Below are 25334 nucleotides of genomic sequence, written 5' to 3'. Positions count from 1 at the left end.
GCATAGAGCAACTCGGAGGCAGGCCGCTGCCTTCCGGCACATCCTTCTGCGCCGACCAACGAGCAACTCAGCCCAATGGCACTGAGGTCATCGGTAATTCCAGTCGCGCCCTGCCCGGCCGACCTTTGAGGCATTTCGGGTTCGCCTCCCGATCGGCGGCCGGCATCGGCAAGAGAGATCGGCAATCAATATCGGCAATTATGCTGACTTATGGTCTCGAATGCCTTACATTGCAGGCAATTGAGAACTATTGAGATCGGCAAATAATGCTTGAAACCCCAGCCCGCATCGAGCCACTGTTTTTTGGCGACGCGGTACCGACCGTCCTGGCAGATCTCGCGATCGAGTTGCAGAAGGCCGCCGATGACCTCGGCCGAGGCCTGCATCCGGAATCGGCTGCCGAACTAGCCGATCTCGTGCGCGTCATGAATTCTTACTATTCGAACTTGATCGAAGGCCACAACACCCGACCTCGAGATATCGAGAGTGCATTGGCCGGAGCCGAGATTGATCCCGAACGCCGCCCTCTCGCCTTGGAGGCCAAGGCCCACGTCGAAGTTCAGAGGGTGATTGATGGTCTCGGTTTGCGTGGGGAACTGCCGAGCCCGACTTCGATCGATTTCATCCGGTGGGTTCATCGTGCCTTTTACGACGGGATGCCAAAGGAATTCCGGTTCATCGACAATCCTGACGGCACCAAGGCCGCCGAGATCGTGCCCGGCGAGTTTCGGTTGTCCGCAGATCATGATGTCGTTGTCGGGCGCCATCAGCCGCCATCGTCTGACAGGATGGTGGTCTTTATGGAGTATTTCCAGAAACGGTTTGCGATGGCCGAAAGGCAGGCCAGCCTGCGGATCATCGCGATTGCGTCAGCTCATCATCGCCTCAATTACATCCACCCGTTTCCAGACGGCAACGGCCGCGTCAGTCGGCTGATGTCTCACGCCATGGCGCTCAAGGCCGGGATCGGCGGCAATGGCCTGTGGTCGATATCTCGTGGTCTCGCTCGTGGACTGAAGGATCGGGGCGAATACAAGCGCATGATGGATCACGCCGACAGCCCAAGACAGGGCGACCGCGACGGCCGAGGAAATCTTTCGGAATCAGCACTCAAGGATTTCGTCGAATGGTTCCTGACAGTCGCGCTCGACCAGGTGCGGTTCTCGACCGCGATGTTCGACCTCGGACGGCTCGAGGCTCGCTACCGCGCGCTGGTGAAGGATCTCGTCGACGACAAACGGGCACCTGATCTGGTGGCGGCAGTACTGCGGCACGGTAGGCTGCCCCGCGGCGATGCTAACTTCGTGCTGAAGACATCCGAGCGCACGGCACGGAACACGCTATCGGATCTCGTCGACCGCGGTTTCCTGAAGTCTGACACTCCGAAGACACCGGTGCGGATCGCTTTTCCTCTCGATTTCAGGGAACGGCTGTTTCCGAATCTCTTCACCGATGCCGAAGTCAATGTTCCCAAACCGCCCTCACTGTCTTTCAGTTGAGTGGAATTGTAGCAAGTTGCAGCATCGGGAGGGCCGCTTGCGGCGCCCAATTATGTCAATGGATTGCGATTCTATGATTTGACGACATGTCGTTGTCGAGGACATATCCCGCCCGACATGCTGATCGAATGGGGATTGGCCGACCGTTTCGCCCCTACAGCGACCTCCCGCCCCTTCCTCCGCGCCAGGATGTGGAGACAAGGGCGGTGCTGAAGGCCTGCATCGCGGCGCGAGCAGCACTGGCGGAACTGTGCGTGTCCGGACAGCTCATTCCCAACCAGGCGGTCCTGATCAACTCGATGCCTCCGCTTGAAGCCCAGGCAAGCTCGGAAATCGAAAACATCGTCACCACGACCGTAGGCTGTTCGCTTCGCCAATGAGTCCGGCAACCAGGTCAGGCGCTCCTCGGCCAATCTCTCAGCAGAACTTCGGCCGCGCCGGAGACCCATGCAACAACTCTGTCGCGAAGACCATCTAGACCTGATGGCCTGGCCCGACTGTCATGCACTGTCAGGCCTTGGCCTTGCGCTTTGCTGGTGCTTTCTTTGGCGGCGTTTTGGCACCCGCCTTGCGGCCGAGACCGGCAGCTTTGGCAAGAGCAGACCGCTGGGCCGCATAGCTGGGCGCTACCATAGGATAGTCCCACGCCAAACCCCACTTGGCTCTGTACTCATCGGGTGTCATCCCAAGCAAGCCCAGGTGGCGCTTCATCGACTTGAACTTGCGCCCGTCCTCAAGGCTGATGATGTATTCGGGAAAGATCGACTTCTTGGGATTTACCGCGGGCGTAAGTATTGGTGAGGGTGCAGCGACCGGCTTAGCCAGGCCAGACAACGCAGAATTAACGCTGGCGATCAAATTCGGCAGATCCGCCACCGGCGTTGCGTTGCTCTGGACGTAGGCGGCGACGATATCTGCTGTCAGTCCTAGAAGATCCGCATTTCTCTGCCAAATTGCTTCGTCCATCAAAATCATTCCCTTGTTGATCTCTGGCGTTCCTATTGGGAAAACTCGGCTTGCGCAATTGCAAACAACGATTGTTTGACGCCAGATTACTCTAACGGCCGACTTCGGTGCACTGACGCCTGCCAACCAAAAAAGGAGATCGATCGGCCCGCTCTCGCCGATCGACCCAACTTCATCACGCACGGGCATCGTCGTGCGCTTCGAAGCGGGCGCGGTTCAACTCGGCGCAGACTTTCAAGTTTGTGAACATGGACATGGTCGCCTGCGACGGCCGGAGTTGCAAAGCGACCGATCACGTCTCCGTACTTGCGCACCTTGGAGCCTGGCGCGAGATCGTGCAGCACGAACTTGTCGCCTGTTTCGAGTGACGCATGGAGGTTGAGAACCAGTCCGCCCCGCGCGCCAGGCGTTCGTGCCGAACTCGGGCCATGTTGCAATGCAGCATTGACGTTGAAGGAGGAATGTCAACCGTGCGGGAGGAACACGAATTGCGCTGTGCTGTTAGCGAACCCGAGTTGCCAATCTCCCGCTTCAGGTGCTCGTGCAGATGTCTGGCAGCACCGATGGCGAGTTACCCTCGCTTCGCCACGAACGCGATTGGCGGCTGGCTACGCCGACGATCCCGGACGGCGACTCACAGCATCAATCCAGCGCGCGCAGGTGGCGGATTGGCCGGCCACCAGCAATGCGATCTGCGGCTGTGGCGATGGAATTGGCGTCGATGCCGAAGTGGCGGTAAAGGTCGCCAATCGTCCCCGACTGGCCAAAGTGCTCGACGCCGAGACTGCGCGTGCGGTGGCCGCAAACCGAGCCCAGCCAGCCGAGTACCGCTGGGTGGCCGTCGGCGACGGTAATGATCGCACAATGGGCTGGAAGGTCGGCGAACAGCCGTTCGACATGGCTTCTGGCATGAACAAGGCCGCGCTCACGTGCGCGGCTTGCCGCCGTCCAGCCTGCGTTCAAGCGATCGGCCGAAGTCACGGCCAGAAGACCGACGTCCCGACGGTCCTCGGCCATCATGCCGACCGCCTCGATGGCTTCCGGCGCGACGGCGCCTGTATAGGCGACGATCACCTCGGCATTCGGACCCGGACGCCGCAGCCAATAGCCGCCGTCGACAATGTCCTGCTCGAGCTCAGGCTCCATGGGACGAATGATCTGCTCGACCGGGCGCGTCGAGAGCCGTAGACAGACCGAGCCGCCGGTCTCGTCGCGCAGCCAGGTACGCTCCGACTGCACGGCGTCGCCGTCGCGCTGCATATAATCCAGCGCAAAGCGCATGATGACGCCCAACTCGTCGACGAATGCCGGCTCGTAGGCGGCAAGCCCGTCTTGCGCCATGCCGATCAACTGGGTGGCGATCGACTGATGCGCGCCACCCTCCGGCGCCAGTGTGACTCCGGATGGCGTGGCTACAAGGAGGAAGCGCGCATCCTGATAGCAGGCATAGTTGAGCGCATCGAGACCGCGCTGGATGAACGGATCGTAGAGCGTGCCGATCGGTAGCAGCCGCTTGCCGAAGATCGAATGAGACAGCCCGAGCGCCGACAGCAAGATGAATAGATTGTTCTCGGCGATACCGAGCTCGATGTGCTGGCCAGATGGGCCGAATTCCCATTTCTGCGCCGAGGCTATGCGTTCGCTACGGAACGTGTCGGCAAGCGAGCGACGCGCGAACAGGCCGCGCCGGTTGACCCAGGGGCCGAGATTGGTTGAAACGGTGACATCGGGCGACGTCGTGACGATCGCGTCGGCAAGCAGCCCGCCGGCCCGTGCAATCTCATCCAGGATCCTACCGAAGCCGACCTGGGTGGAAACGCTGCCCTTGGCTTCCGGGCCGAGACGATCGGGGACGAGGATGCGCTGGGCGTGTCGGCGGCGTCGGCCTTTCGCGGCGAAAGGCACCGCATCGAGGAAGCGTCGGAGATCAACCTTGCCGATGTCCAAGCCTTCGAAGGGATCCCACTCCCGCCCCTCATCGATTGACATCGAAGCGCGAAAGGCTGCCATCTGATCCTTGGTCATCAGCCCGGCATGATTGTCTTTGTGGCCGGCCAGCGGCAGGCTGTCCTCTCGTCATTCGTGGCGAAGCTCACCCGCACATGACAATTGTCGAGAATGGAATTGTTCGGTCCGTAGGCCTTCTCGATCTGGTTGAGCGATTGTGCGATCAGGAACGACTTGATGCCATAGCCGGCCATGAAGGCCAGCGCGCTTTCGAAGAAATCGAGCCTGCCGAGCGCGGGGAACTCGTCCAGCATCATCAAAAGACGCTGTCGATGATCCTTTGCGTGAAGATCCTCCGTCAGTCGGCGGCCGATCTGGTTAAGCACCAGTCGGATCAGCGGCTTTGTGCGACTGATGTCCGATGGCGGCACGACCAGATAGAGCGTCGTCGGCCGTGTCTCCTCGACGAGGTCTGCGATCCGCCAGTCACAGTGTGAGGTCACCTTGGCCACAACTGGATCGCGGTAGAGGCCCAGAAAACTCATGGCCGTCGAGAGCACGCCCGAGCGTTCGTTTTCGGACTTGTTAAGCAGTTCCCGTGCGGCCGACGCCACGACGGGATGCGGACCGGCGTCGCCCAAATGCCGCGTCAGCATCATGGCGCGCAGCGTTGTCTCGATTGGCCGCTGTGGATCGGAAAGGACGTTCGCCACGCCAGCGAGGGTCTTGTCTTTCTCCGCGTAGAGCACGTGCAGTATGGCGCCGACCAGCAGCGCATGGCTGGTCTTCTCCCAGTGGTTGCGACGTTCCAATGTGCCTTCTGGGTCGACCAGGACATCCGCTACGTTCTGCACATCTCGAACTTCCCACTCGCCGCGTCGCACCTCCAGCAGAGGATTGTACGCTGCGGATCCAGCATTGGTCGGATCAAACAGAAGCACCTGGCCGAAGCGGGCCCGCCATCCGGCCGTCAGTTCCCAGTTTTCGCCTTTGATGTCGTGGACGATCGCCGAACCCGGCCAGGTCAGTAGTGACGGCACGACCAGGCCGACGCCTTTGCCGCTGCGGGTCGGTGCGAAACATAGCACGTGTTCCGGACCGTTATGACGCAGATAGTGTCGGTCCAACATACCCAGCACCACTCCATCCTGACCGATCATCCCAGCGGCCTCGACTTCGTGTCGCGTCGCCCAGCGCGCCGAGCCGTAGGTCGTGGTGTCCTTTGCCTCGCGCGCCCGCCACAGCGACATCCCGATCGCTGCAGCGATCGCCATGAGGCCTCCGCTCGCCGCAATCGCCGCGCCCCCGAGGAAGACCTCCGGCGCGTAGGCGTCGTAGAAAAACCACCACCAGAAAAAGGCTGGCGGCGGATAAACGGGCTGTCCAGCCAGTTCGAACCACGGTGGACCGAGTTGGCTTTGAAAGCCGAGCCGCCCTGCCGTCCACTGTGTCGCCCCCCATGTTGTCGCGATGACGATCAGAAAGACGGTGAGGACCTGGCCCCATAAAACCTTGCTCGCGGGCATCGGTCGTTTCCCCAAATGGATGATCGGAAACAACCCAAAAGCTCGAATTCCTGAATCCGCAAGACAAAAGGAGCGGTCGAAGCAGCAGGGCGTACCCGGACGTGGAAAGACTTGCTCGCTGCGGCTTCGAATGTTGAACGAGCATCGGGGGCTGCTTGCTTCCGGAGCCGTTGAGCCGCTAGTCGCCCAATGATAGTTAGTTGTCTCGGCTTCAAACGGCATCTGACGCCTCGACGGTTCTTGGAGAACACGGATTTTCCACACGACCAAATGAACAAGAGTCCTCACGGCGCGCAATCGATGACTACAGGAGACGCCTGACCGAGCGAGGCATTGCGCGCTTCGAGGTGGTCGGCCGGGATCTCGATCTGGGCTGATCCGCTCCTCAACCGCCTGGCTGAAGGCGGCGCTGACGCCGACAGGTTGCGCACGGCCATCAACCAAAATAGCGACTTCTGGAGAGCCCCTCAGAAAGGCGGTACCTCAGGGCTTGCATCCCCTGTTGTTCGTTCCGAAGTCGACCTAGCGCGGCCTCGTCAAGAACGGCGTAAGGTCGACCTGTGACGCGCTACCCGGAACCGCTCCTGGTATGGATGTCGAGCCAGCGCGACGAGGATTGTTCATCGCCTCGCTCACCGTTGCTGAAAACCGCCGCGGGAAGCCGCGGGGCAACAAGCGCGACGCACTCAAGAAATGACTCTCTGGGTCCGAAGGGCCGCAAGGCGCTGTTTGCGCGCCGTATCCTCGACGACAGGGCCGGGCTGATCTGGGTACGGCTGACGGCAGAGGGGAAAGCGGCCGGCCAGTCGCGCAGCGGACTCGACATGATCATCGCTGCCGTCGCCGGTGCGAATGAGTGTGTGGTGGTAACGGATAAAGACAAGGACTTTGCCGGGACTTCAGATTGTGAATCCAATAGGCGGGGCGCTCTGGTGCAATGCCGATCAAGGAATCGTCAGCTCGGCCGCGCCGGGAATGATCCGGCGTTTTCTGTCGACGCACAGCCGCCGCCATGGCTTGCCGGAGAGCTTCAAAGCGCCGGCGACCGGCTCACTGCCCTTCCTCGTCTCGACGAAAGTGTTCGTTCGAATGATGCTTTTCCGTGGCCCAGCGCGCAAGTTTTGTCAGCCAGCACAGGGCCTCCTCTTACGCTCGCTGGTCGTCGAGGCCCAGCGGCCTCTAGCTGAGAGTCCCCCCCGCAGCCAAGCCGCTGGTCCCTCGGCGCTGGGAATGGGCATTGGAGACGGAATTGCGCTTACCGCTACGGTCCGAGGCGCGTGACAGATGACCGCGTCAGCCTCTCCACCCCGAGCTACGATTCCCCGCATTCGATCAGGCACAGCAAATTCAAGGCCAAGCGAGGCCTTACCGGTCTCGGAAACCGGCGCTACTTCGATGAGTATCTCGCGGCGGAATGGAAGCGCGCAGTCCGCACGCAGAGTCCGTTGTCGCTTTTGATGATCGATGCAGATCACTTCAAGCGCTATAATGAGACCCATGGCCACATGGCGGGCGATGAGGTGCTGAAGCAGGTCGCCGGTGTGATCCAGAGCACTTGCAATCGCTCTACGGATCTCGCTGCGCGATATGGGGGCGAGGAGTTCGTTGTTGTGATGGTCGACGCTTCGTTGGCGCAATCGGGCACCGTCGCGGAGCGGCTCGTCCAGAGCGTGCGGGAGTTGAGCATTCCGCACGGGTCCGAGCGGGTGACCATAAGCGTTGGTGTTGCAACGACGGTACCCAATGAGACCCATACGCCACATGATCTCATCAATGCAGCCGACCTGGCGCTTTTCCGGGCCAAGTCGGAAGGACGAGACCGCGTCGTGTATCAAGAATAGTTTAAAGCCTCCTAATAGGATCAATGGCGCTGGCGAGCAGCTTGCGGAGGTGGCCGCGTTCTCCTCGCGACCGTTTATGCTGTCTCACCGGCTGAGCCACCTCGTATGTCTCACAGGGCAACCGAATGAGAATGGCCAAGGGGAACTTTTGGCATCGTCCTGCGGGAGTGGTTGGACAGAACGCTTCCCTGACGCGTGCGCTCGATAGACGAAGAGCGAAACGGACGAGATCGCAAAGGCTCGTCTTCCGCGATCACGGAGTTACCTGAATTTCCAAACCCGCTATTGTTCCAGGCGGCGGACCCCAACCCGCTGGGCCGGCGTCTCTTGGCATCTACCCCAACGGCCCCCAATGACGCTTGCCGCAGCCGCAGTGACGCCGGCGGTTAAGGCCTTCGCATGGGACTAACACTTCGCGATTGCTATCGGTTTTTCCGCATGGCCCAGGCGGCTTTCGCCGGCCGAAATGGACTCTCCAACGTAAACGCGTCTGGCAGAATTCCCTTTTCGACCTGTGTCCATGTGACTGGAGCGGCTATCGGAAAGCTTGAACGGGCTCGAGGCGAGTAAGCGCCGACGGCTGTGTTGCCGCGGCCGTTGCGGAGGTAATCCAGAAAGATGCGCCCACAACGAGCCGACGGCGCAGCCGACAAAAGATAGCGATCGGGGTGCTTGCTGACCAGTTGCTGTGCCAGCTTTCGGGCATACTGCCGGGCGTCGTCGTGGGTGATCACGGCCTGCAGAGGCGCCATCACATGCAGGCCCTTGCCGCCGGTCACCTTCGGCCAGCTATCGAGTCCTTCCGAACGCAGCATGTCCCGGACCTTCAGGGCCGTTTCGACGATCATCTCCCATTCGATGCCTTCGCCAGGATCCAGGTCGATGACAACCCGGTCGGCATGCTCGATATCATCGACGGTGGTGTTCCAGGGATGCAACTCGACAGCGCCTATTTCCACCAAGCCAAGCAGCCCATCAAGATCATCGACCCACAGCCTCACGCCTTCTCCACCCTCGCGCTTCTGAACACGCAGTTGGTGCACGGTATCCGGAATGTCGGGCAATCTGCCCTTGTGATAGAAGGTGATCCCGTGAGAGTGGCGAACCAGCTTGAGCGGCCGCCGGCCGAGATGGACGAGCGCCTTCTTCGCCACCTTCTTCCAATATCGGATCAGCTCCTCTTTCGATGGCACCATGGCGTCGGGCAGCAGTTGTAGAATGTTCTCGCGCGGGACGCCGGAACTTTCATTGGACGGCGGCTTCTTGCAGACCAATGACGCGCCGGCCGGCGGGCTCAGATCGTCGCGCAGGCCCTTGAACACCGCTTCGCGCAGCAGCCCGTCATCGGTGGTGCCGCTATATTGGATTTCGGCCTCAACGGCCGGCTGCACCCACGTCGCCTTGGGCTTGTCTATCGGCTCCGCGAGCGGAGATTTGTCGACGATTAGCGGGTCCAAGCGCTCGCGCACTTCGCGTGCATCGGTAAGGCTATAGCCGCTCTGCGCCTTGCCGGCGTAGTGGACGCGATTGCCATCTCTGCGGCCGAGGTAAAGCGAGGCGATCCTGCGCGGCCTGGCACCCAGCTTCTCTACGAAGGCGACGATCGGAAAATTGTCGCTCTTGATGCATTTGAGCTTGAGCCAACTGTCTTGCCGACCGGAGCGATAAGGCGAATCTGCACGCTTCGAAACAATCCCCTCAAGGCCCATTTCGCAAGCGTGCTCAAACACAGTCGGGCCGTCGCCTTCCAGATGATCAACGTAGATCAGGGCCGGCGGTGCGCCTTTCAGGAAACGTTGCAGGGTCCTTTTGCGCTCAAGCAACGGAACGTCCCGCAGGTCATTGCCGTCGAGGTGGAGGAGATCGAATGCGTGGAAGATAAGGTTCGTCGATTCAGCCTTGCCAAGTTCGCGACGTAGCGCCTGGAAATCAGGACGTCCTGTGGTGCCAAACACTGTCGCTTCGCCATCAACGATGGCCCGCTCCGTGGTCTTTAACTGGGCCGCAGCCCGGACGATCGGTCCATATCGGTCGGTCCAGTCGTAGCCGTTTCGCGTGAAGGCCTGCACCCTACCCTCTTGGATGATCAGCTGCGTACGGTATCCATCGTATTTGATTTCGTGGGTCCACCCGCGGCCCTTGGGCGGCTTGTCGACCAACGTTGGCATTTGGAACTCAATGAACGATAGCCGGCCAAGGCCAAGCTCGGTTAGCATCCACGCGCACTCCAAACGCTGCGATTTGAATCAATATCGCTGGTTCGAATCGGTTCCGAAACAAATTGCGGATTCAGGCTGGCGTCGGCATTTTCTCTAAGTTGGCAATCCTTTCACGACCGCAACAACCGCCCCGGGCCGCCACGATCAGCGAGTTCACTTCGGAGGCCGGCGAACCAGCCTGGCAGCGACCGCCCGTCACGGCGAACTAGTGACGCCACTAAGCCACTAAACTGCTCTCTCAGGAGCTCAGATCCGCAAGCGTCTCAGATGAGCTAAATCGCACAATTCTCCTGGCTCCTAGTAACCGATGGGAGGCAGAATGGGGCGAACGCAGGCCCAAGATAGCGGCGGACCAGCAAACAATCCAGAAGCCGCGGGCTGTAAAAAGCGCAACGAAAGCTGCTTGCCCGCGTTGCCATTGATCCGAAGCTCCACCAGGAGGACCACATGGGCGACGACAAGAGCACACGCGACCGAGCCCGCCTGGGATCCAGCCAAGACTTCGACGTGGAGCATTTCGCGCAGCAGAATGGTATTGCCGTGGACCAGGTTCCCGACCTGATCCGGGCCAATGACAACGATCGCACGGGGGTTGCGGAAGCCATCAAGGCCCTCCGGCGGTCGGCCGGCCGGAGCCGGTTGGACGGCAGGGGAGATCCGCCAGGAAAGAGCACGGATGCATCTCGGCGAAGCGAAAACTGACTGCCGAACCAGGTGATTGTCACTTATGAGCGGATGAGACCGGCCGTCAAATCTCAGTCGTCGCTGCGCGCTTGTTGATCTGACTTTAGCAACCTTCCGCCCGTAGGGATCGCACCATTCGCACCACGATCGGATCGTACGGGATTTTTTCGGATCTGCTGTAGTTCATCGTAAAGAGCGCCGCACGGTCATTGCAGATCGCAATGACGCGTACATAGCGGATTTGCCCGTCCCTGAGGCCGGAATAACTGGCCCAAGTCGGCTTAACGCGCCGATAGGTCACTTTCCAGCCCGCCTTTTCGTCCTCGACAATTCGATGCTCTATCTCGGCGCGGAAACTGGCCTTTCCGAGTCTTGCGCCCCAAACAGCAAGAAAGGCCCCGTTTTTGCCCTGAAAAGCTGCCCCCTGGTCGGAACGCTGAGTCAGAACAAAGCCAGGGGGCACATCGAATACAAAGCCAAACTGCTTCACGCCGAAGGGCTGCCACTCTTGCGCATAAAGAAGCATGGTGGAAAATAACAACGAGACGAAGCTAAGCAGCAAACGGCTCATGGAGTTTAATTAGGATCGAGTAATATACCGGTCCATACCCTGCCGGGTCCCGGTCGCAGATTTTTTTGCCAAGGCGACTTAGCATCGGCAACCTGTGCAGTCGTAGACACGGGCGGCGCCGCACGACAGGCAGCTTAACGCCGATCTGCTCCAAACTCATACTCGGCCATCACCTTGGCCATTTGCGATGAGCCGCCGTTAATGAGCTGCGGCTGGCCCAGCCAGACGCCGCCGCATGCATCGACGGCAAGATTTTCTGCCTTGGCCGGTAACCCATGGCTTACGTGTCCTCGCGTCCAAGCCTTTGCCGATCCGACTGGAACCAATGCGACCAGGGCCGGTTAACAACCGAAGGGACTTCTCGGATCCGGAATGATGGTCGATCTATTGAACATCGAGCTGGCCAAGGCCAGGCAGGGCGTTAAACGAGCGGAGCTGTCTCTCCAGCGTGCAAAAGAAATGCTGAACAAAAGCTGCGGCGTCGGCATTAATATCGCGCTGTGCGGGGGGATTAGGTCTGCACAACGGCGAGTGGCCGAGGCCAGAGCACGTCTGGTCAAGATAGATCCACCCGGCGCGGGCGGCAGTCGAATAGGCTAAATATTCTGCCGCGGGCGGGGCGCCGTCACAACTGATCAAAGCAGCCACAAATCTGCCTCAAGGAGGCCCTCGTCCCTACTGCATACATCGGGGAATGCAGGGGACGCGACTGGGGCGACCAGCTTAGAAACGGCTTGCATAGTGACCGCGATTCGTCACCTCGTTGACAAGCTTGCGGTGATGTGAACAGGATTATACAGGCTCATTGAACAGGTACTTATATGAAGCGGCGTTCGGTTCAACTGTCTCCCGGCACGGGCAAGCCAGAACAGATCGCCACCGTCCTCGAATATGAAATCCGCTCCGGTGTTCTGGGCTTCGGCGACCGGTTGCAAAGCGAGAACGAGCTCGTCCAGCGTTTCTCCGTCAGCCGTAACACCGTTCGCAAGGGTCTCGAGGAACTGTCTAGCCGCGGGCTGATCACCACCAAAGTCGGGATCGGCTCTTTCGTCACCTTCGATGGCAAGCCCGTTGATGACTCGATCGGTTGGTCGCGGGCGCTGGCCAACGCCGGCGCCAACGCCGAGACCCGCACGCTGCGGCTCGAGGTGATCGAGGACCCTGATCTTGCCGCGCTACTTGGTATAGAAAACCCGTTTTTCATCGCTGTCGACCGGGTGCGCACCAATGCCAGCGACGGCCACGCTATTTCCATCGAGCGCAGCCGACTGCCATTGTCGCCCGAACTGGAGGACGTGCCGTTGCGCGGCCTGCGCGAAGGCTCCCTGCACCAGACGCTTCGCGGCGCCGGCCTCATTCCCGACCATGGCGAGGAATGGGTCGGGATCGAAATGCTCAACCCTGAGGACGCTGCAATCCTCGGCTGCCCGCAAGGCACGCCGTTCCTGCGCGGTCGCCGGTTGACGCGTGCGGCCGATGACCGGCCGATCGAATATGTGACCAGCCTGCTCAACCCGGCGCATTTTGCGCTGCATATGAGGTTCTGAGAGATGCCCGACGACGCCCGGGACACGACCGATCGGGCTATGGGAGCGCTTGTCGGCGGGGCACTGGGAGATGCGCTGGGCATGCCGACGCAGCTTTTGTCGCCGGCGCGGATTGCCGAACTCTACGGCCATGTCGAAGGCTTCATTACTCCTTTCGCCGACCATCCGGTGTCGAAGGGGCTCCCGGCCGGAACGATCACCGACGACACCGAACAGGCGCTTCTGCTTGGCCGTATCTTGGTCGAATCCGGTAACCGGTTCGACCATGCGCGGTGGGTCAACGCGCTGCTCGACTGGGAGCGCCACGTCAAGGCGCGCGGCAGCTACGATCTGCTGGGACCATCGACCAAACGCGCCATCGACGCCATCAACAATGGTATGCCTGCCGAGGAAGCGGGGCGCAGTGGCGACACAAATGGTGCGGCCATGCGCATCGCGCCAGTAGGTATCATGATGCCGCTGGAGCCGCTTGACGCGCTGGTCGCCAAAGTGGCCGAAACCTGCATGGCGACGCACAACACGTCGATCGCAATCGCTTCGGCCGCAGCGGTCGCTGCCGCCATCAGCCGCGGCGTCGCTGGCGGTGACTGGCGTGCCGCTTCCGACAACGCCATCACGGGAGCGAGACGAGGGGCGACACTCGGCCATTGGGCGACCGGCGGTGACATTGCTGCGCGCATTACTTGGGCGCAGGAGCTTGTGCGCGGCAAGGCGACGAAGGACGCGATCCGGCTGATCATCGATCTGGTCGGCACCGGCGTCGCCAGCCAGGAGTCGGTTCCGGCTGCATTCGCAGTGCTGGAAGTCGCCGGTGGTGACCCTTGGCAGGCGGCAGTCATCAGTGCCAATCTCGGTGGCGACACCGATACGATCGGCGCCATCGCGGCCGGCATGGCCGGTGCCTGCACCGGCTTTTCCCGATTGCCTCAGAACCGCATCGCAGACCTCAAGGGTATCGACATAGCGGAGGTTAGCGCGCTCGCCGCCGACCTTGTTGTGGCGCGGATGTCCAAAGGCCGTGTGGACAAGGGCAGTGGCGGCAAGGATGCGGCGGCATGAGAGGGCGTCTCGTCCATGTCGGCAGCGCGGTGGTCGACTATGTTTACCGCATCGATGCCTTGCCGGCCCCGGGCACGGAGAAGACTGCGTCGAGCTATGCACGAGTCGCCGGCGGCGGCTTCAACATGATGGTCGCGGCCAGCCGCACCGGCATGAAGGTGGTGTTCGGCGGCCAACTCGGCAGCGGACCCAATGGCGACTTCCTGCGCAGCGCCTTCAACGCCGAGGGTATCAGTACTATGACCCCGCCATCGCCCATGATGGACAGCGGCCATTGCGTCGCCTTGATCTCGAGCGATGCCGAACGCACCTTCGTGTCTTGGCCGGGTGCTGAAAGCGTACTCAGCCTCGACATGCTGGCGCCCGTGGTGGTCGCTGCAGACGACTGGGTGTTCACGTCAGGCTATACGCTGAGCTATCCCAAGAGCCGCGACGCGCTCACCGGCTGGATCGAGGCGCTTCCGGCCGACACACCGCTTGTCCTCGACCCGACACCTGTCATCACCGACATTCCCCACCCTATCCTGTCGCGGATACTCGCCCGTACTACCTGGTTGAGCTGCAACACGACGGAAGCGGCCGCGATTGCCGGTCCGGGCGCCGTCGAGACACTCGCGTCACGGCTGCTAAGTGACCACTCCCCTAAGGCCGTTGGCGTCGTCATTCGTGCTGGCGCGAAAGGCTGCCATGTGCGGCTGGCCGACGGCTCGGCGCAAACGATTGCCGGCTTCGAGGTCGCCGCCCTCGACACCAATGGCGCCGGCGACACCCATATCGGCGCTTTCGTCAGTGCGCTGGCGCGCGGCATGCCGCCTTTTGCGGCAGCGCACTACGCCAATGCGGCGGCGGCCATTTCCGTCACCCGCCACGGTGGTTCATCAGCGCCGACCGACCACGAGATCCAGACATTCCTGAGCCATGGCGGTCCGCCGATCGGCCTCCATGGCCGGAAGCAAGAGGCCAAACGCCCGACAGCCTGACAAAGCCCGGGAAGCGGGCAAACACAGAGAGGAACGAACATGCGCATGCCCGACTTGACTGCCCTGCTGACGGCGACCGCCGTCCTCACCTCCGCACTTGCATTTGCCGCAAACGCCGACGAGGTGCACGTACTCAACTGGAAGGGCTACGGCGCCGACGAGCCGTGGGCCATCGAGGCCTTCGAGAAGGCGACCGGCAACAAGGTCGTCAACGACTTCTTCAATTCCGAACAGGAAATGCTGACCAAGCTCAGGACCAATCCCGGCCTCTACGACGTCGTTATGATCAACGCCGCCTTCAACGACCAGGCAATGGCGGAAAAGCTGATCCAGCCGATCGACACATCCAAGCTGCCGAACTATGCCGACATCAGCAAGGACAAGGCGAGTTCGCCGATGCTTGTCCATAACGGCAAGGTCTATGGGGTACCGTGGGTCTGGGGACTGACGGCGCTCGCCATCAACGACAAGTCCTTCGACAAGCCGCCAACGAGCATCGCTGAAATGTGGGATCCCGCTCACAAGGGCCGCGTCACCATCCGTGACGATGCCGTCGAGGCGGTGCAGTTCGGCGCCATTGCCACCGGCCAGAACATCAACGATGTCAAGGACATGGAGGCGGTCAAGGCGAAACTCACCTCGCTCATGCCGCAGATCAAGACGTTCTGGAGCTCGGAGAACGACTGGAACCAGATGGTTGCCTCTAACCAGATCGACATCGGCACCTATTGGAGCGGCTCGGCCGACCGCGCCAAGACCCATTTCAAGCTGCCAGTCTCGCTCGTGATCCCGCGGGAGGGCGCTGTCGCCTGGCTCGACGCCTTCTCCATTCCCGTCGGTTCCAAGAATGTCGCCGGCGCCGAGGCCTTCATCAACTACATGGTCGACCCGAAGTTCTATGTCGAATGGGTCACCAAGGTCGGAGCCCCGGTATCTGCCAATACCAAGGCCGTGGAAGCACTTCCCGAGGATGCGTTCAACCGCAAGGTGATGGGTGACCCGGCAGTTGCCAAGCGCATTCAGTTCCAGGCGCCGATCACAGACGCCCAGCGCGAAGCCTATCTGTCGCTCTGGCAGCAGCTCAAGGTCAACGTGAAGTAACAGCAGAAAGCGGGATCAGCCGATCATATATGTCGGCTGATCCTTCCCTGGGAGGATGTCATGGCAGCACAGGTTGCAGCCGCGTCGCGCAGCGGGCTGAGATCGGCCTTGCCGCTGCTGGCGCCTGCCTATCTCTGGCTGGCGGTTGCGATCTTCCTGCCGCTCTCAGCCATGGTCTTCTTCTCTCTGATGACCGAGCTGCCGTTGTCGGGGAAGCCGTGGGCGTTCACGCTCGAAAACTATGCCGCCTTCTTCTCGCAGAGCCTCTACCTGACGCTTCTGCTCGCCTCGCTGCGCCTCGGCCTCGAAGTGACGCTGTGGTGCATCATCGTCGGTTATCCCGCCGCTTATGTGCTGGCCAAGGTGCTGAAAGGTCGTAGCCGCGAGGCGATTTTCCTGCTCGTGATTCTGCCGTTCTGGTCGAACGGGCTGGTGCGCATCTTCTCCTGGGCGATGGTGCTGCGCGAAGGGGGCATTCTCGATACCGCGCTCAACGCCGCTCTGCCGTTCAAGATCAATATCGACCTGATGTATTCCTATCCGGCCGTCATCATCGGGCTAGTGCACTCCTACGTGCCTTACATGGTGCTGACCTGCTACCTGACCCTGCAGGCCATCGATGACTCGCTGATCGAGGCCGGGCGCTCGCTCGGCGCCTCGCGGCTGCAGATGCTGAAGCGGGTCATCATTCCGCTGTCGATGCCGGGGCTGGTGGCTGGCGCGGCCCTCATCTTCGTCCCGGTCGTTGGCTCGTTCATGGAGCCGCGCATACTTGGCGGCCGTACCGGCACCTTTTACGGCACTGTCATCGAGGACCAGTTCGTCGCCGTGTTCAATTGGCCGCTGGGTGCTGCGCTCTCCTTTATCCTGCTGGCCGTCGTGCTGGTCATCCTGGCGGTTGCCTCGCCGGTGCTGAGGAGGGCTACGTGATGGCGACGACACGGGTCCTCGAATGGCTCGGCCGCCTCTACATCTGGCTATTGCTCGCCTTCCTCTATGTGCCCATCATCATCATGGCGCTGATGTCTTTCAACGTTTCGCCCTTCTATCAGCTGCCGTTCGAATGGACGACGGAATGGTATGCCTCGCTGTGGCAGAACGACCAGCTCATCTCAGCCACCTGGAACAGCCTCGAGATCGCGGTCATCACCACCATCATTTGCGTGGTGCTTGGCTCCGCGGCGTCACTGGCGCTCTACCGCTATGAGTTTCGCGGCAAAAAATTCTTGCAGGCGCTGCTGTTTCCGCCAATCGCCATTCCGTGGCTGATTACCGGCACGGCGATGCTGATCTTCTTCTTCGGCGTCGGCATCGGGCGCGGTCTGTTCGCCATCCTGCTCGGCCACGTCGCGCTTGCACTGCCCTATGTCATCGTCGTCGTATCGGCCCGGCTGCAGACCTTCGCGCCCGAGTTGGAAGAGGCGGCGCGCTCGCTCGGCGCCAATCAATGGCAGGTGACGAACCGCGTCACGCTGCCCTGGATCATGCCGGGTGTCATTGCCGGAGGGCTGTTCGCTTTCGCCGTGTCCTTCGACCAGTTCGTCGTATCCTACTTTCTGTCGACGCCCGGCCAAACGACGCTGCCGGTCGAAATCTACGCCGCGATCCGTAAGGGATTCACACCTGAGATCAATGCGGTCTCGACGATCATCATTGTCGTGTCGATGGCATTGATGCTGCTCACGGCGCGTTTCTTCAAATTCGGCGGAGAGAAATAATGGCGGGCGTGCAGGTATCGAATGTGTCGCGCAGTTTTGGCGCGCACAAGGCGCTGGACGATGTCTCCATCGATTTTGCCGACGGCGGCTTCTACGCCCTGCTCGGTCCCTCCGGCAGCGGCAAGACCACGCTGCTGCGCCAGATCGCCGGCTTCGACTTTCCCGACTCTGGCCGCATTGCGATCGGAGGCGAGAGCGTCGAGCGGGTGCCGGTCGAAAAACGGCGCATCGGCATGGTGTTCCAGAACTACGCGCTGTTTCCCAATATGAGCGTCGCCGACAATGTCGCCTTCGGCTTGTCCGTGCGCGGCGAGCCCAAGGCAGTGATTGCTGCCGAGGTGCAGGGGGCGCTCGACCTCGTGCAACTCGGCAAGCTCGGTGGTCGCCGGCCACACCAGCTCTCCGGCGGCCAGCGCCAACGGGTGGCGCTCGCTCGCGCCATCATCACCAAGCCGCGTGTACTTCTGCTCGACGAGCCGCTCGGCGCTCTCGACAAAGCGCTGCGCGTCGGAATGCAGCTCGAGCTCAAGCGCATCCAACGCGAGATCGGCATTACCACAATCTTCGTCACCCACGACCAGGAAGAAGCGCTGACGATGAGCGACCGCGTCGGCATTCTGCGAGACGGCAAGCTGGTGCAGGAAGGCCCGCCCGAGGAGATCTACAATCGGCCGAAGAGTGAGTTTGCCGCCACTTTCCTGGGCGACGCCAACATCCTTCGCGGCGAAAGCACGAGCAAGGGTATTCGGCTGCCGGACGGCACAGCGATTGCCGTCGGCTCGGGTGCCAAGCTTGCCGCTGGGGCCAAGGCAAGCTGCGCCGTGCGGCCCGAACGCATCCGCATCTTCACTGATGATGCCGAGGCTACGGATGCGGCCAATACGAATGTGCTGCGAGGCCAGGTGTCGAAGCGCATCTTCGCCGGAAATAGCAGCACCTACTTTGTCGAGCGTGCTGGCCAGACGCTCAAGGTGATTGTGCTGAACACCGGTGCCGTCAGGCTGCCGGAAGGTCAGGATGTCGTGCTGCGTTGGTCGCCGGAAAGCACGGTCTCGATCGTGTCGGGGTAGCAGGCCAAGATGCACCACTGACCGACTCAGATGGGGAGTGTGGATGGCAGGGCGTTTGTGAGGCAAAAAGATTGCAGCATTCCTGGTTGAGGTCGGCGCCTCAATTTCCCTGAGCGACAGGATCGGTCGGTGTATTTGGATGGTGTCAATCCGGCGCCCTCTTCTCTCCCGGATCGTGCATGGTACCCCGAAAACCGTTCTGCATTGCTCCCAACGGCCTGACGATCCTGTGCAGCATTGGGCCAGACCGCTAGCGCCTCTGCGCTAGGTAATTTCCCCGTAGGGACATAACCGAATTTCGCGGTCTGCGGATTCGCGCGATTGCTGTGTCACGGACCAACCGGGAAAACAGCCATGCACGCCCAATCGACCTCCAGAATTTCGCTGCCGTCACACTCTTTGCAGTCGAGCCTGCCTGCGGCGTTCGATCCGACATCGCTACAGCCGGTCAGCTTCTTTCCCTCCGGTTCGGAAATCTGTGCCCAAGGTGAAAAGGCCGGAGCCTTCTGTCAGGTCGAGTTTGGCGGCGTCCGTATTTACCGCCTGCTTGCGGACGGTCGCAGGCAGATAAGCACCTTCCATCTGGCGGGAGAGACATTGGGCTTCGAAGCCGACATCACCCATCATTTCTCGCCGAAGCCATCAATGCCACGGGTGTGCGCGTCGTCCGCTTTGCCACTGGTGCAAATATCAGCCGGTGGCGGAATTGTTACTTTGTCGACTTCAGCAATGTGTTAGAATCGTGTGGCATCAATTTTCATGGAATAGGACCATTTTTCATAGTTTTGGCGGAACTGACCAAAATTCGTCGGCTATGTTGCCAAAGACGCGGAGCTGGCGCTGGACGCCAGATCCCACGGCGACGGCGCTTATCGCGATGTTCTCTGCCTGATGCATCACTGAGCTGCGCTCCCCGGCGTCCCTATCGACGCGACGGGCAGCAAGACATCATATGGAGCAGGCCCGCTACGTAGCCGGGCACTTGATCCGTCCCCTCGATCGCGCTGTGCCCGCTCCCGGCGATCTCGTCGAGCGTGCCGGACGCGAGTGCTCGCAGGTCTTTACCCATCGTGCCGAAGAAAACCTTTTTTGAGCGGGGGGTGCGAGTGGCAGGATTTGAATCTGCGACCCCATCGTCCCGAACGATGTGCGCTACCAGGCAAAGCCGCAGGTTTCTGGGCTCTTTCGTCACGCGCGCTCCGCAATGATTGCATTTCCTTTCGGGCTTTGTGTGGGGAACCTGTGGTGCCACCGCGCCGACTTCACGTTTTCATCGTCACCTATCCCGAGGGAGGTTTTCGTCGCCTTGGCGCAACGTGCTTCTTCGCGATCTTCTCGGCGGCGTCTGCCTGGAAGTCGGGATGATGGTGGCCATAAGTATCGATCAGAACATCCACGGTGATGCCGAGAAAGCCCGCCGCCTGCCACATGTCGGCGCCGGCCCGCATCAGCCAGGTCGCAGCGGTGTGGCGAAGCGTGTGCGAAGTGACGTCGGGACCGAGGCCGGCTGCGTCGCGAGCTCTCCTGAAGCTCTTCTTGACCGACCCCACCGGCTTTCCATTCCACTCCACCACAAAGTCTTGCGATATCTTACGACCAGTATTTGCGCTCTTGCCGCGCGCCTTGGTCCTGATATCGAGATCTGTGCACGCCCAGCGGCGGAGATGCGCCAAAAGCCTGTCGGGCAAGCGCACAGGCGGCTGGCGTTTTTTGGTCTTCTTTGCGCTAGCGGCGCGGCGGTAAAAGATGCCGCGGTCGAGGTCCACATAACCATGCCCTTTGGTTGGACGGATGGCGGCACCGCAGACTGCGGCAGAGCGCGTTCCTGTATAAAGCGCGACAAGCATGAAGCGGGCGAGGTGTCGTCCGGTACGCCGGTCGCTCTCCCGGCCCTTCCATTTCTGCTTCATACGCCACGCGGCCCAGATGAGGGCGGCCGCCTCGCTGCGCGTCAACCAGCGCTCGCGCGCACCGGCCTTGTCAGGCAGGACAATCGTCGGTGCGGCAGTCGTGTGGCCTTCCCTGCGGTAGTAGTTGATGGCCGCACGAAGATCCTCGAGTTGGCGGCGCGCAGCGGCTTCGGTGGGACAGAACGCGACGTAGTCGCGGCAAAGCTTGCCATTGATAGCGGCGAGCGTCTTTTCACCGAAGAAATCGAGGATCTTGTCCAGCCGAGCCGCCGTCTCTTCCGGCGCGGCATGCTTCGGTGCAACCTCTCTCAGGTAAACGCTGACGACATCGGCTATCAAGACATCTTCGGCACCGCGCGCTCGGTGGTACTTGCTGGCGATGTAGGCCGCGAGCGCCTTTTCAGCTTCAGGTCCTGGACGGCCTTTTTCGCTGCTGCCAGCGCTGATGAACGTTGTTCGATCGCGGATAAACCATCCAGCTTTGTTTCGGAGCGTTCCGTCTTTCTTCCGGCTTTCGTCCCGCCAGACGATGCGTGGCCCTTTCGACGTCCGCGGCATAGTTCCCTCATTTTGGCGATCGCCAGCAAGGTGACGTACTCCTTTCCGGCGATTAGCTCCGTTTCAAGTCGACCGGCGTTACGTTCCTTGCGCAGGCCCGCAGCGCCCAACGAGCCATCGGGAAAGGCAATTCGTGCTGCAATCTCGACGCGCAGAGGCGTGGTCTCGTCGAATTGGTCGGGAACTTTCAAACGGAGCCCTCAGCCAATCTCTAGGACCCGATCGTTTGGCCTGAAAACAGACCGATCGCGGGTCTCATTGAGCGCACGTTTCTATCTCGCCATTTCAGATGCTCTGCCGCGCGATCTTTCTTTAAATATGCTGCTGCGAAAAGCTCCAACGGCAGCGGCTGCGGCAAAGATGCTCCTTTGACCTGCTAATCGGAACGATTGCCCTGACGCGCACTCCACGAGCCTTGTGGCTAGCTCCCCACTTCCGTGGCCGGTGAAACGGCTCTTCAGCTATCCGTGCTGCTTCGTTTCTATGGGCTAACTGCCGGGTCTCCTGGGCCTACTGCCGCGCGCCCGGGTTAGGGGGTTCTGCTGATCACCTCACGCTGCGGTTTCGGACGGTGCCTCCCACCTCGGAGTTGGTCGGCAACCGAAGTCTTCCTGCCAGTCCATCAGAGTTAGAGGACCGCGCTTGGCGCACTGACGGGTTGAAGGCTGGGAGAGAGGCTCCCAGCGCCCGGCGCGGAGACTCGCAATGACCAAGCATCGGCACCAAGCTGCCCCGACCCGGGCCAGCCTATATGACGACATCACCAACAAGATAATCGGTGAGCTGGAGGACGGTCGCCTGCCCTGGGTTCAGCCATGGGGAACGGCGGCTGCGAAGGCGCCGCTCGCCATGCCGAAGAACGCCGCCACCGAACGGCAATACTCTGGAATCAATATCCTGATCCTCTGGGGTTCGGTTATCGAGCAGGGCTTTTCCGGACAGAGCTGGCTGACCTTCCGCCAGGCGCTCGCGCTTGGCGGCAGCGTCCGCAAGGGTGAGCATGGAACGACGGTGGTCTACGCCGATCGGTTCGTGCCCGATGACGAAAAAAAACGTGCCCACGAAACCGGCGAGCAAGCCCGATCGATTCCATTCCTCAAACGCTTTACGGTGTTCAACGCCGCGCAATGCGACGGGCTGCCCCACGATGGTGCGATGGCCACGCAACCGCCCCTGCCCGGCCTGATCGAGCCAAAGGTCGAGACACTGATCAAGCAGACGGGGATCGATTTCCGGGTTGATGGCAGCCGCGCCTTCTACGCTCCGGCCCACGATTATGTGCGGGTCCCGCCACCCCAAGCCTACTTCGAGCCGATCAACTGGCACCGGACCGCCCTGCATGAACTCGGGCACGCCACCGGTCATGCCTCACGCCTCAACCGGGATTTGTCCGGTTCCTTCGGCACCAAGAAGTATGCCTTCGAAGAGCTGGTTGCCGAGATAAGTGCAGCTTTCTGCTGCGCCTCGCTGGGCATCACGCCGACCGTGCGTCACGCCGACTATATCGGCTCGTGGCTGGAGGTGCTGCGCGAGGATAACCGTGCGATCGTTCGCGCGGCCTCTCTGGCGAGCAGGGCTGCGGATTATCTCTTGGGGTTCTTGCCCGACAAAGTCGCCGCTGACGACGATCGGCGGGAGGCAGCGTAATGGCCGCCCGCTTTCAGTTCGGCGTCTTGCCGCGGATGCGTTCGTGATCGAAGTCTGCCTCGATCCCGGACCCGCTGCGGCGAAGTCGTTGCCGAGCGCCAGGGCCGACCTCCTGCTCCGCGACAAATGTCGCGTGGCTGCCGAGCACATCAGAGGGAGAGGAGTGACGGAATTCTCATGACGGGTTTGGAGGTCGAGAGGGAGGCTCTCGGCCGCCCGTCGCGGAGTACATCCGATGGCTACTGCCGTTCAGAAGATCACCCTGTCGTCCTCGCGCGACATTCCCTTCAACAAGCTGGTGCTCTCCCAGTCCAATGTCCGGCGCGTCAAGGTCGGCATCTCGATCGAGGATCTGGCGGCCTCGATCGCCCGACGCGGCTTGATCCAGAGCCTCAGCGTTTTACCCGTCGTCGACAGCGACGGTAACGAGACTGGCATGTTTGAGGTACCTGCCGGAGGCCGGCGCTTCCGCGCGCTTGAGCTGCTGGTGAAGCAAAAGCGCCTCGCCAAGACCGCCCTCGTGCCCTGTGTCGTGCGCGCTCGTCACAGTGCGATCGTTGCCGAGGAGGTGTCGCTCGCCGAGAACATTGAGCGAGCGCCGCTGCACCCGCTCGATCAGTTTCGCGCCTTCCAGGACATGCGCCAAAAAGGCATGAGCGAGGAGGAGATTGCCGCAGCCTTCTTCGTGCCGGTCAACGTCGTTAAGCAACGGCTTAGGCTGGCTTCTGTCTCGCCAGTGCTGCTCGATGTGTATGCCGATGACGGCATGACACTGGAGCAACTCATGGCTTTCACGGTCTCCGAAGACCGCGCCCGCCAGGAGCAGGTCTGGGAGGCGATCAGGGATGCCTGGTCGAAAGAGCCCTATCAAATCCGGCGCATGCTGACCGAAACGACGGTGCGTGCCTCCGACAAGCGCGCCGTCTTCGTGGGGACCGACGCCTATGAGGCCGCGGGTGGTATCGTGATGCACGACCTGTTCCAGTCGGATGACGGCGGCTGGCTGCAGGATGCAGCGCTGCTGGACCGCCTGGTTACCGAGAAGCTCAAGGCGGCTGCCCAGGAAGTTGCAGCCGAGGGTTGGAAGTGGGTCGAGGTCGCTGTCAGCTTCCCCTACGACGCAACGCGTGGGCTGTATCAGCTGCAGAGTAACCCGCTCGATCTCTCGTCCGAGGAGCAGGCTACCATCGATGCCCTCAACGCCGAGCATGCCAAGCTTGAAACCGAATATGAGGGTGCTGACGAGCTGCCCGATGACGTCGATCAGCGACTCGGTGAAATCGAGACCGCGCTCGCCAATTTCGACAAGCGCCCAAAGCAGTTCGATCCGGCCGACATCGCCATCGCCGGCGCGTTCGTCAGCATCGACGCCGATGGCTTGCTCTCGGTCGACCGCGGGTTTCTCCGGCCTGAGGACGTGCCGCCGATGTCATTTGACGGCGCGAACGAATCAAAAAGGGACGGCGGATCCGGGGCTGCCGACGGCTCGTCGGTGCACCGTGCCGTTGTCACCATTGGCGGGCAGGCAGTCGAGTCCGAGCAAGACGAGGGCGATGCGGTCAAGCCCCTGCCGGACCGACTGGTGACAGAGTTGACCGCACACCGGACGCTGGCGTTGCGCGATGCCGTTGCCGGCAACCCTCACGTCGCCATGACAGCGCTCTTGCACAAGCTGGTCACTGACACGTTCCAGCACCGCACCACGACGGGGTGCCTTGAGGCCTCGATCCGCCACGTCTTCTTCCCTATGCAGCCAGGTGACCTGAAGGACAGCCCCTCGGCGAAATCGGTGGCTGAACGCCATGAGGCCTGGAAATCGGACCTGCCGACCGAGGACAATGCACTTTGGGACTGGATCGCCTCACTTGATGAGACCAGCCGCGAGGCGTTGCTCGCCCATTGCGTCAGCTACGGCCTGAACGCGCTCCACGAGAAAGGCGACCGCTATGGCGGCGCTATCTCGGCACACGGCGTTCGGCAGCGGATCGCGCAAGCTGATCGACTGGCACGCGCGGTCGGTCTCGATATGGTTGACGCCGGCTGGACACCGACAGTCGAAAACTATCTCGGCCGCATCACCAAGTCTCGCATCCTCGAGGCAGTGCGAGAGGCGAAGGGCGAACAGGCCGCGCAGCTGATCGAGCACCTGAAAAAGGAAGATATGGCGAAGGAAGCCGAACGCTTGCTGACCGGTAGTGGCTGGCTGCCCGAGCCGCTGCGCCTGCTCGACCTCGACGGCAGTGCTGGCGCTGATAGCAGCGCCGGCGCCGACGGCTATGGGGACGAGCTTCCCGAATTCCTCTCAGACGACGATGTGCGGGTTGAAGACAGCGTACCGCACAAGGCCGCTGAATAGATCGCCTCGGGGGGGGGGGGGGGGGGGGGGGGCCCGCGCCGGCCGGCGGGCGGGCCGGCCGCCCCCCGCGCCCGGATCCTGCAGCTGCCGGAGGCGCTACGCGCATCTGGCTAGTTGCGCTTCGCGCTTGGAGCT

General features: G+C 61.4%; 20 protein-coding genes and 4 pseudogenes. 16 read left to right on the top strand and 8 right to left on the bottom strand.

Annotated features, from left to right (window positions below):
* The first annotated feature begins 266 nt into the window (after positions 1 to 266).
* Positions 267 to 1499 (top strand): Fic family protein, encoded by a 1233-nt coding sequence (locus tag NKI79_RS22635; protein ID WP_352804615.1) that lies wholly within the window; start codon positions 267 to 269, stop codon positions 1497 to 1499.
* Between the two features lie 206 nt (positions 1500 to 1705).
* On the top strand, positions 1706 to 1879 hold the full coding sequence (locus tag NKI79_RS22630) for a Fic/DOC family N-terminal domain-containing protein (RefSeq protein WP_352480613.1): 174 nt from the start codon (positions 1706 to 1708) through the stop codon (positions 1877 to 1879).
* A 130-nt stretch (positions 1880 to 2009) separates the two neighbouring features.
* On the opposite strand, the gene NKI79_RS22625 is transcribed toward NKI79_RS22630, so the two are convergent.
* The 4 genes and pseudogenes from NKI79_RS22625 to traG all read right to left on the bottom strand — a co-directional run.
* Entirely contained in the window at positions 2010 to 2465 is a 456-nt protein-coding gene (locus NKI79_RS22625; protein WP_352804612.1) for a Ros/MucR family transcriptional regulator, read from the bottom strand.
* A gap of 86 nt (positions 2466 to 2551) precedes the next feature.
* Positions 2552 to 2902 carry a hypothetical protein gene (locus tag NKI79_RS33295; protein WP_502901918.1) on the bottom strand — a complete coding sequence of 117 codons (351 nt, stop codon included), beginning with the start codon at positions 2900 to 2902 and terminating at the stop codon, positions 2552 to 2554.
* 205 nt (positions 2903 to 3107) lie between these two features.
* Positions 3108 to 4529: pseudogene (locus NKI79_RS22620) on the bottom strand (transketolase-like TK C-terminal-containing protein); the annotation flags it as partial.
* Positions 4523 to 5938, bottom strand: a pseudogene (gene traG, locus NKI79_RS22615) (IncP-type conjugal transfer protein TraG); the annotation flags it as partial. The pseudogenes NKI79_RS22620 and traG, both read right to left, overlap by 7 nt.
* Positions 5939 to 6531: 593 nt before the next feature.
* Here traG and NKI79_RS22610 point away from each other — a divergent pair.
* Both NKI79_RS22610 and NKI79_RS22605 read left to right on the top strand, forming a co-directional pair.
* Positions 6532 to 6868, top strand: a pseudogene (locus NKI79_RS22610) (PIN domain-containing protein); the annotation flags it as partial.
* A gap of 347 nt (positions 6869 to 7215) precedes the next feature.
* Positions 7216 to 7779 (top strand): GGDEF domain-containing protein, encoded by a 564-nt coding sequence (locus tag NKI79_RS22605; protein ID WP_352509967.1) that lies wholly within the window; start codon positions 7216 to 7218, stop codon positions 7777 to 7779.
* 422 nt (positions 7780 to 8201) lie between these two features.
* On the opposite strand, the gene ligD is transcribed toward NKI79_RS22605, so the two are convergent.
* The gene (ligD, locus tag NKI79_RS22600; protein WP_352804608.1) at positions 8202 to 9995 is read right to left on the bottom strand and encodes a DNA ligase D; all 1794 of its coding nucleotides are present in this window, start codon (positions 9993 to 9995) and stop codon (positions 8202 to 8204) included.
* 450 nt (positions 9996 to 10445) lie between these two features.
* On the opposite strand from ligD, the gene NKI79_RS22595 reads away from it, so the two are divergent.
* Positions 10446 to 10700 carry a hypothetical protein gene (locus tag NKI79_RS22595; RefSeq protein ID WP_254818584.1) on the top strand — a complete coding sequence of 85 codons (255 nt, stop codon included), beginning with the start codon at positions 10446 to 10448 and terminating at the stop codon, positions 10698 to 10700.
* Between the two features lie 85 nt (positions 10701 to 10785).
* Here NKI79_RS22595 and NKI79_RS22590 read toward each other — a convergent pair whose 3' ends face one another.
* A complete protein-coding gene (locus NKI79_RS22590) occupies positions 10786 to 11253 on the bottom strand; it encodes a hypothetical protein (RefSeq protein ID WP_352480617.1) in 468 nt (155 codons plus the stop codon).
* A gap of 372 nt (positions 11254 to 11625) precedes the next feature.
* Here NKI79_RS22590 and NKI79_RS22585 point away from each other — a divergent pair, with 372 nt between their 5' ends.
* From NKI79_RS22585 to NKI79_RS22545, 9 genes and pseudogenes are all read left to right on the top strand, one after another.
* The gene (locus NKI79_RS22585; RefSeq protein WP_352804606.1) at positions 11626 to 11853 is read left to right on the top strand and encodes a hypothetical protein; all 228 of its coding nucleotides are present in this window, start codon (positions 11626 to 11628) and stop codon (positions 11851 to 11853) included.
* A 221-nt stretch (positions 11854 to 12074) separates the two neighbouring features.
* Positions 12075 to 12800, top strand: a complete 726-nt coding sequence (locus NKI79_RS22580) for a GntR family transcriptional regulator (protein ID WP_352804604.1) — start codon at positions 12075 to 12077, stop codon at positions 12798 to 12800.
* 3 nt (positions 12801 to 12803) lie between these two features.
* Positions 12804 to 13859, top strand: coding sequence for an ADP-ribosylglycohydrolase family protein (locus NKI79_RS22575; RefSeq protein ID WP_352804601.1), 1056 nt, complete (start codon positions 12804 to 12806; stop codon positions 13857 to 13859).
* Complete coding sequence (locus tag NKI79_RS22570) at positions 13856 to 14839, top strand: PfkB family carbohydrate kinase (protein ID WP_352804598.1); 984 nt, start codon at positions 13856 to 13858, stop codon at positions 14837 to 14839. Before NKI79_RS22575 ends, NKI79_RS22570 begins: the two co-directional genes overlap by 4 nt.
* A gap of 39 nt (positions 14840 to 14878) precedes the next feature.
* Entirely contained in the window at positions 14879 to 15940 is a 1062-nt protein-coding gene (locus NKI79_RS22565) for an ABC transporter substrate-binding protein (RefSeq protein ID WP_352804596.1), read from the top strand.
* A gap of 60 nt (positions 15941 to 16000) precedes the next feature.
* Positions 16001 to 16870, top strand: coding sequence for an ABC transporter permease (locus tag NKI79_RS22560; protein ID WP_352804593.1), 870 nt, complete (start codon positions 16001 to 16003; stop codon positions 16868 to 16870).
* Positions 16870 to 17658, top strand: a complete 789-nt coding sequence (locus NKI79_RS22555) for an ABC transporter permease (protein WP_352452724.1) — start codon at positions 16870 to 16872, stop codon at positions 17656 to 17658. Before NKI79_RS22560 ends, NKI79_RS22555 begins: the two co-directional genes overlap by 1 nt.
* Positions 17658 to 18728 (top strand): ABC transporter ATP-binding protein, encoded by a 1071-nt coding sequence (locus NKI79_RS22550; protein WP_352804591.1) that lies wholly within the window; start codon positions 17658 to 17660, stop codon positions 18726 to 18728. Before NKI79_RS22555 ends, NKI79_RS22550 begins: the two co-directional genes overlap by 1 nt.
* Positions 18729 to 19082: 354 nt before the next feature.
* Positions 19083 to 19423: pseudogene (locus tag NKI79_RS22545) on the top strand (cyclic nucleotide-binding domain-containing protein); the annotation flags it as partial.
* Positions 19424 to 20008: 585 nt separating this feature from the next.
* Here NKI79_RS22545 and NKI79_RS22540 read toward each other — a convergent pair.
* The gene (locus NKI79_RS22540) at positions 20009 to 20977 is read right to left on the bottom strand and encodes a tyrosine-type recombinase/integrase (RefSeq protein WP_352804588.1); all 969 of its coding nucleotides are present in this window, start codon (positions 20975 to 20977) and stop codon (positions 20009 to 20011) included.
* Entirely contained in the window at positions 20974 to 21387 is a 414-nt protein-coding gene (locus NKI79_RS22535) for an excisionase (protein ID WP_352480741.1), read from the bottom strand. Before NKI79_RS22535 ends, NKI79_RS22540 begins: the two co-directional genes overlap by 4 nt.
* Positions 21388 to 21901: 514 nt before the next feature.
* Here NKI79_RS22535 and NKI79_RS22530 point away from each other — a divergent pair.
* Complete coding sequence (locus NKI79_RS22530) at positions 21902 to 22843, top strand: ArdC family protein (protein ID WP_352804585.1); 942 nt, start codon at positions 21902 to 21904, stop codon at positions 22841 to 22843.
* Between the two features lie 235 nt (positions 22844 to 23078).
* Complete coding sequence (locus tag NKI79_RS22525; RefSeq protein ID WP_352804582.1) at positions 23079 to 25199, top strand: ParB/RepB/Spo0J family partition protein; 2121 nt, start codon at positions 23079 to 23081, stop codon at positions 25197 to 25199.
* Positions 25200 to 25334: the final 135 nt, after the last annotated feature.

It is taken from the genome of Mesorhizobium sp. M0340, assembly GCF_040321535.1.
In the GTDB taxonomy this organism is placed as follows: Bacteria; Pseudomonadota; Alphaproteobacteria; order Rhizobiales; family Rhizobiaceae; genus Mesorhizobium.
Note: the sequence above shows the minus strand (reverse complement) of the source record. Positions and strands in the feature narration are given on the sequence as shown.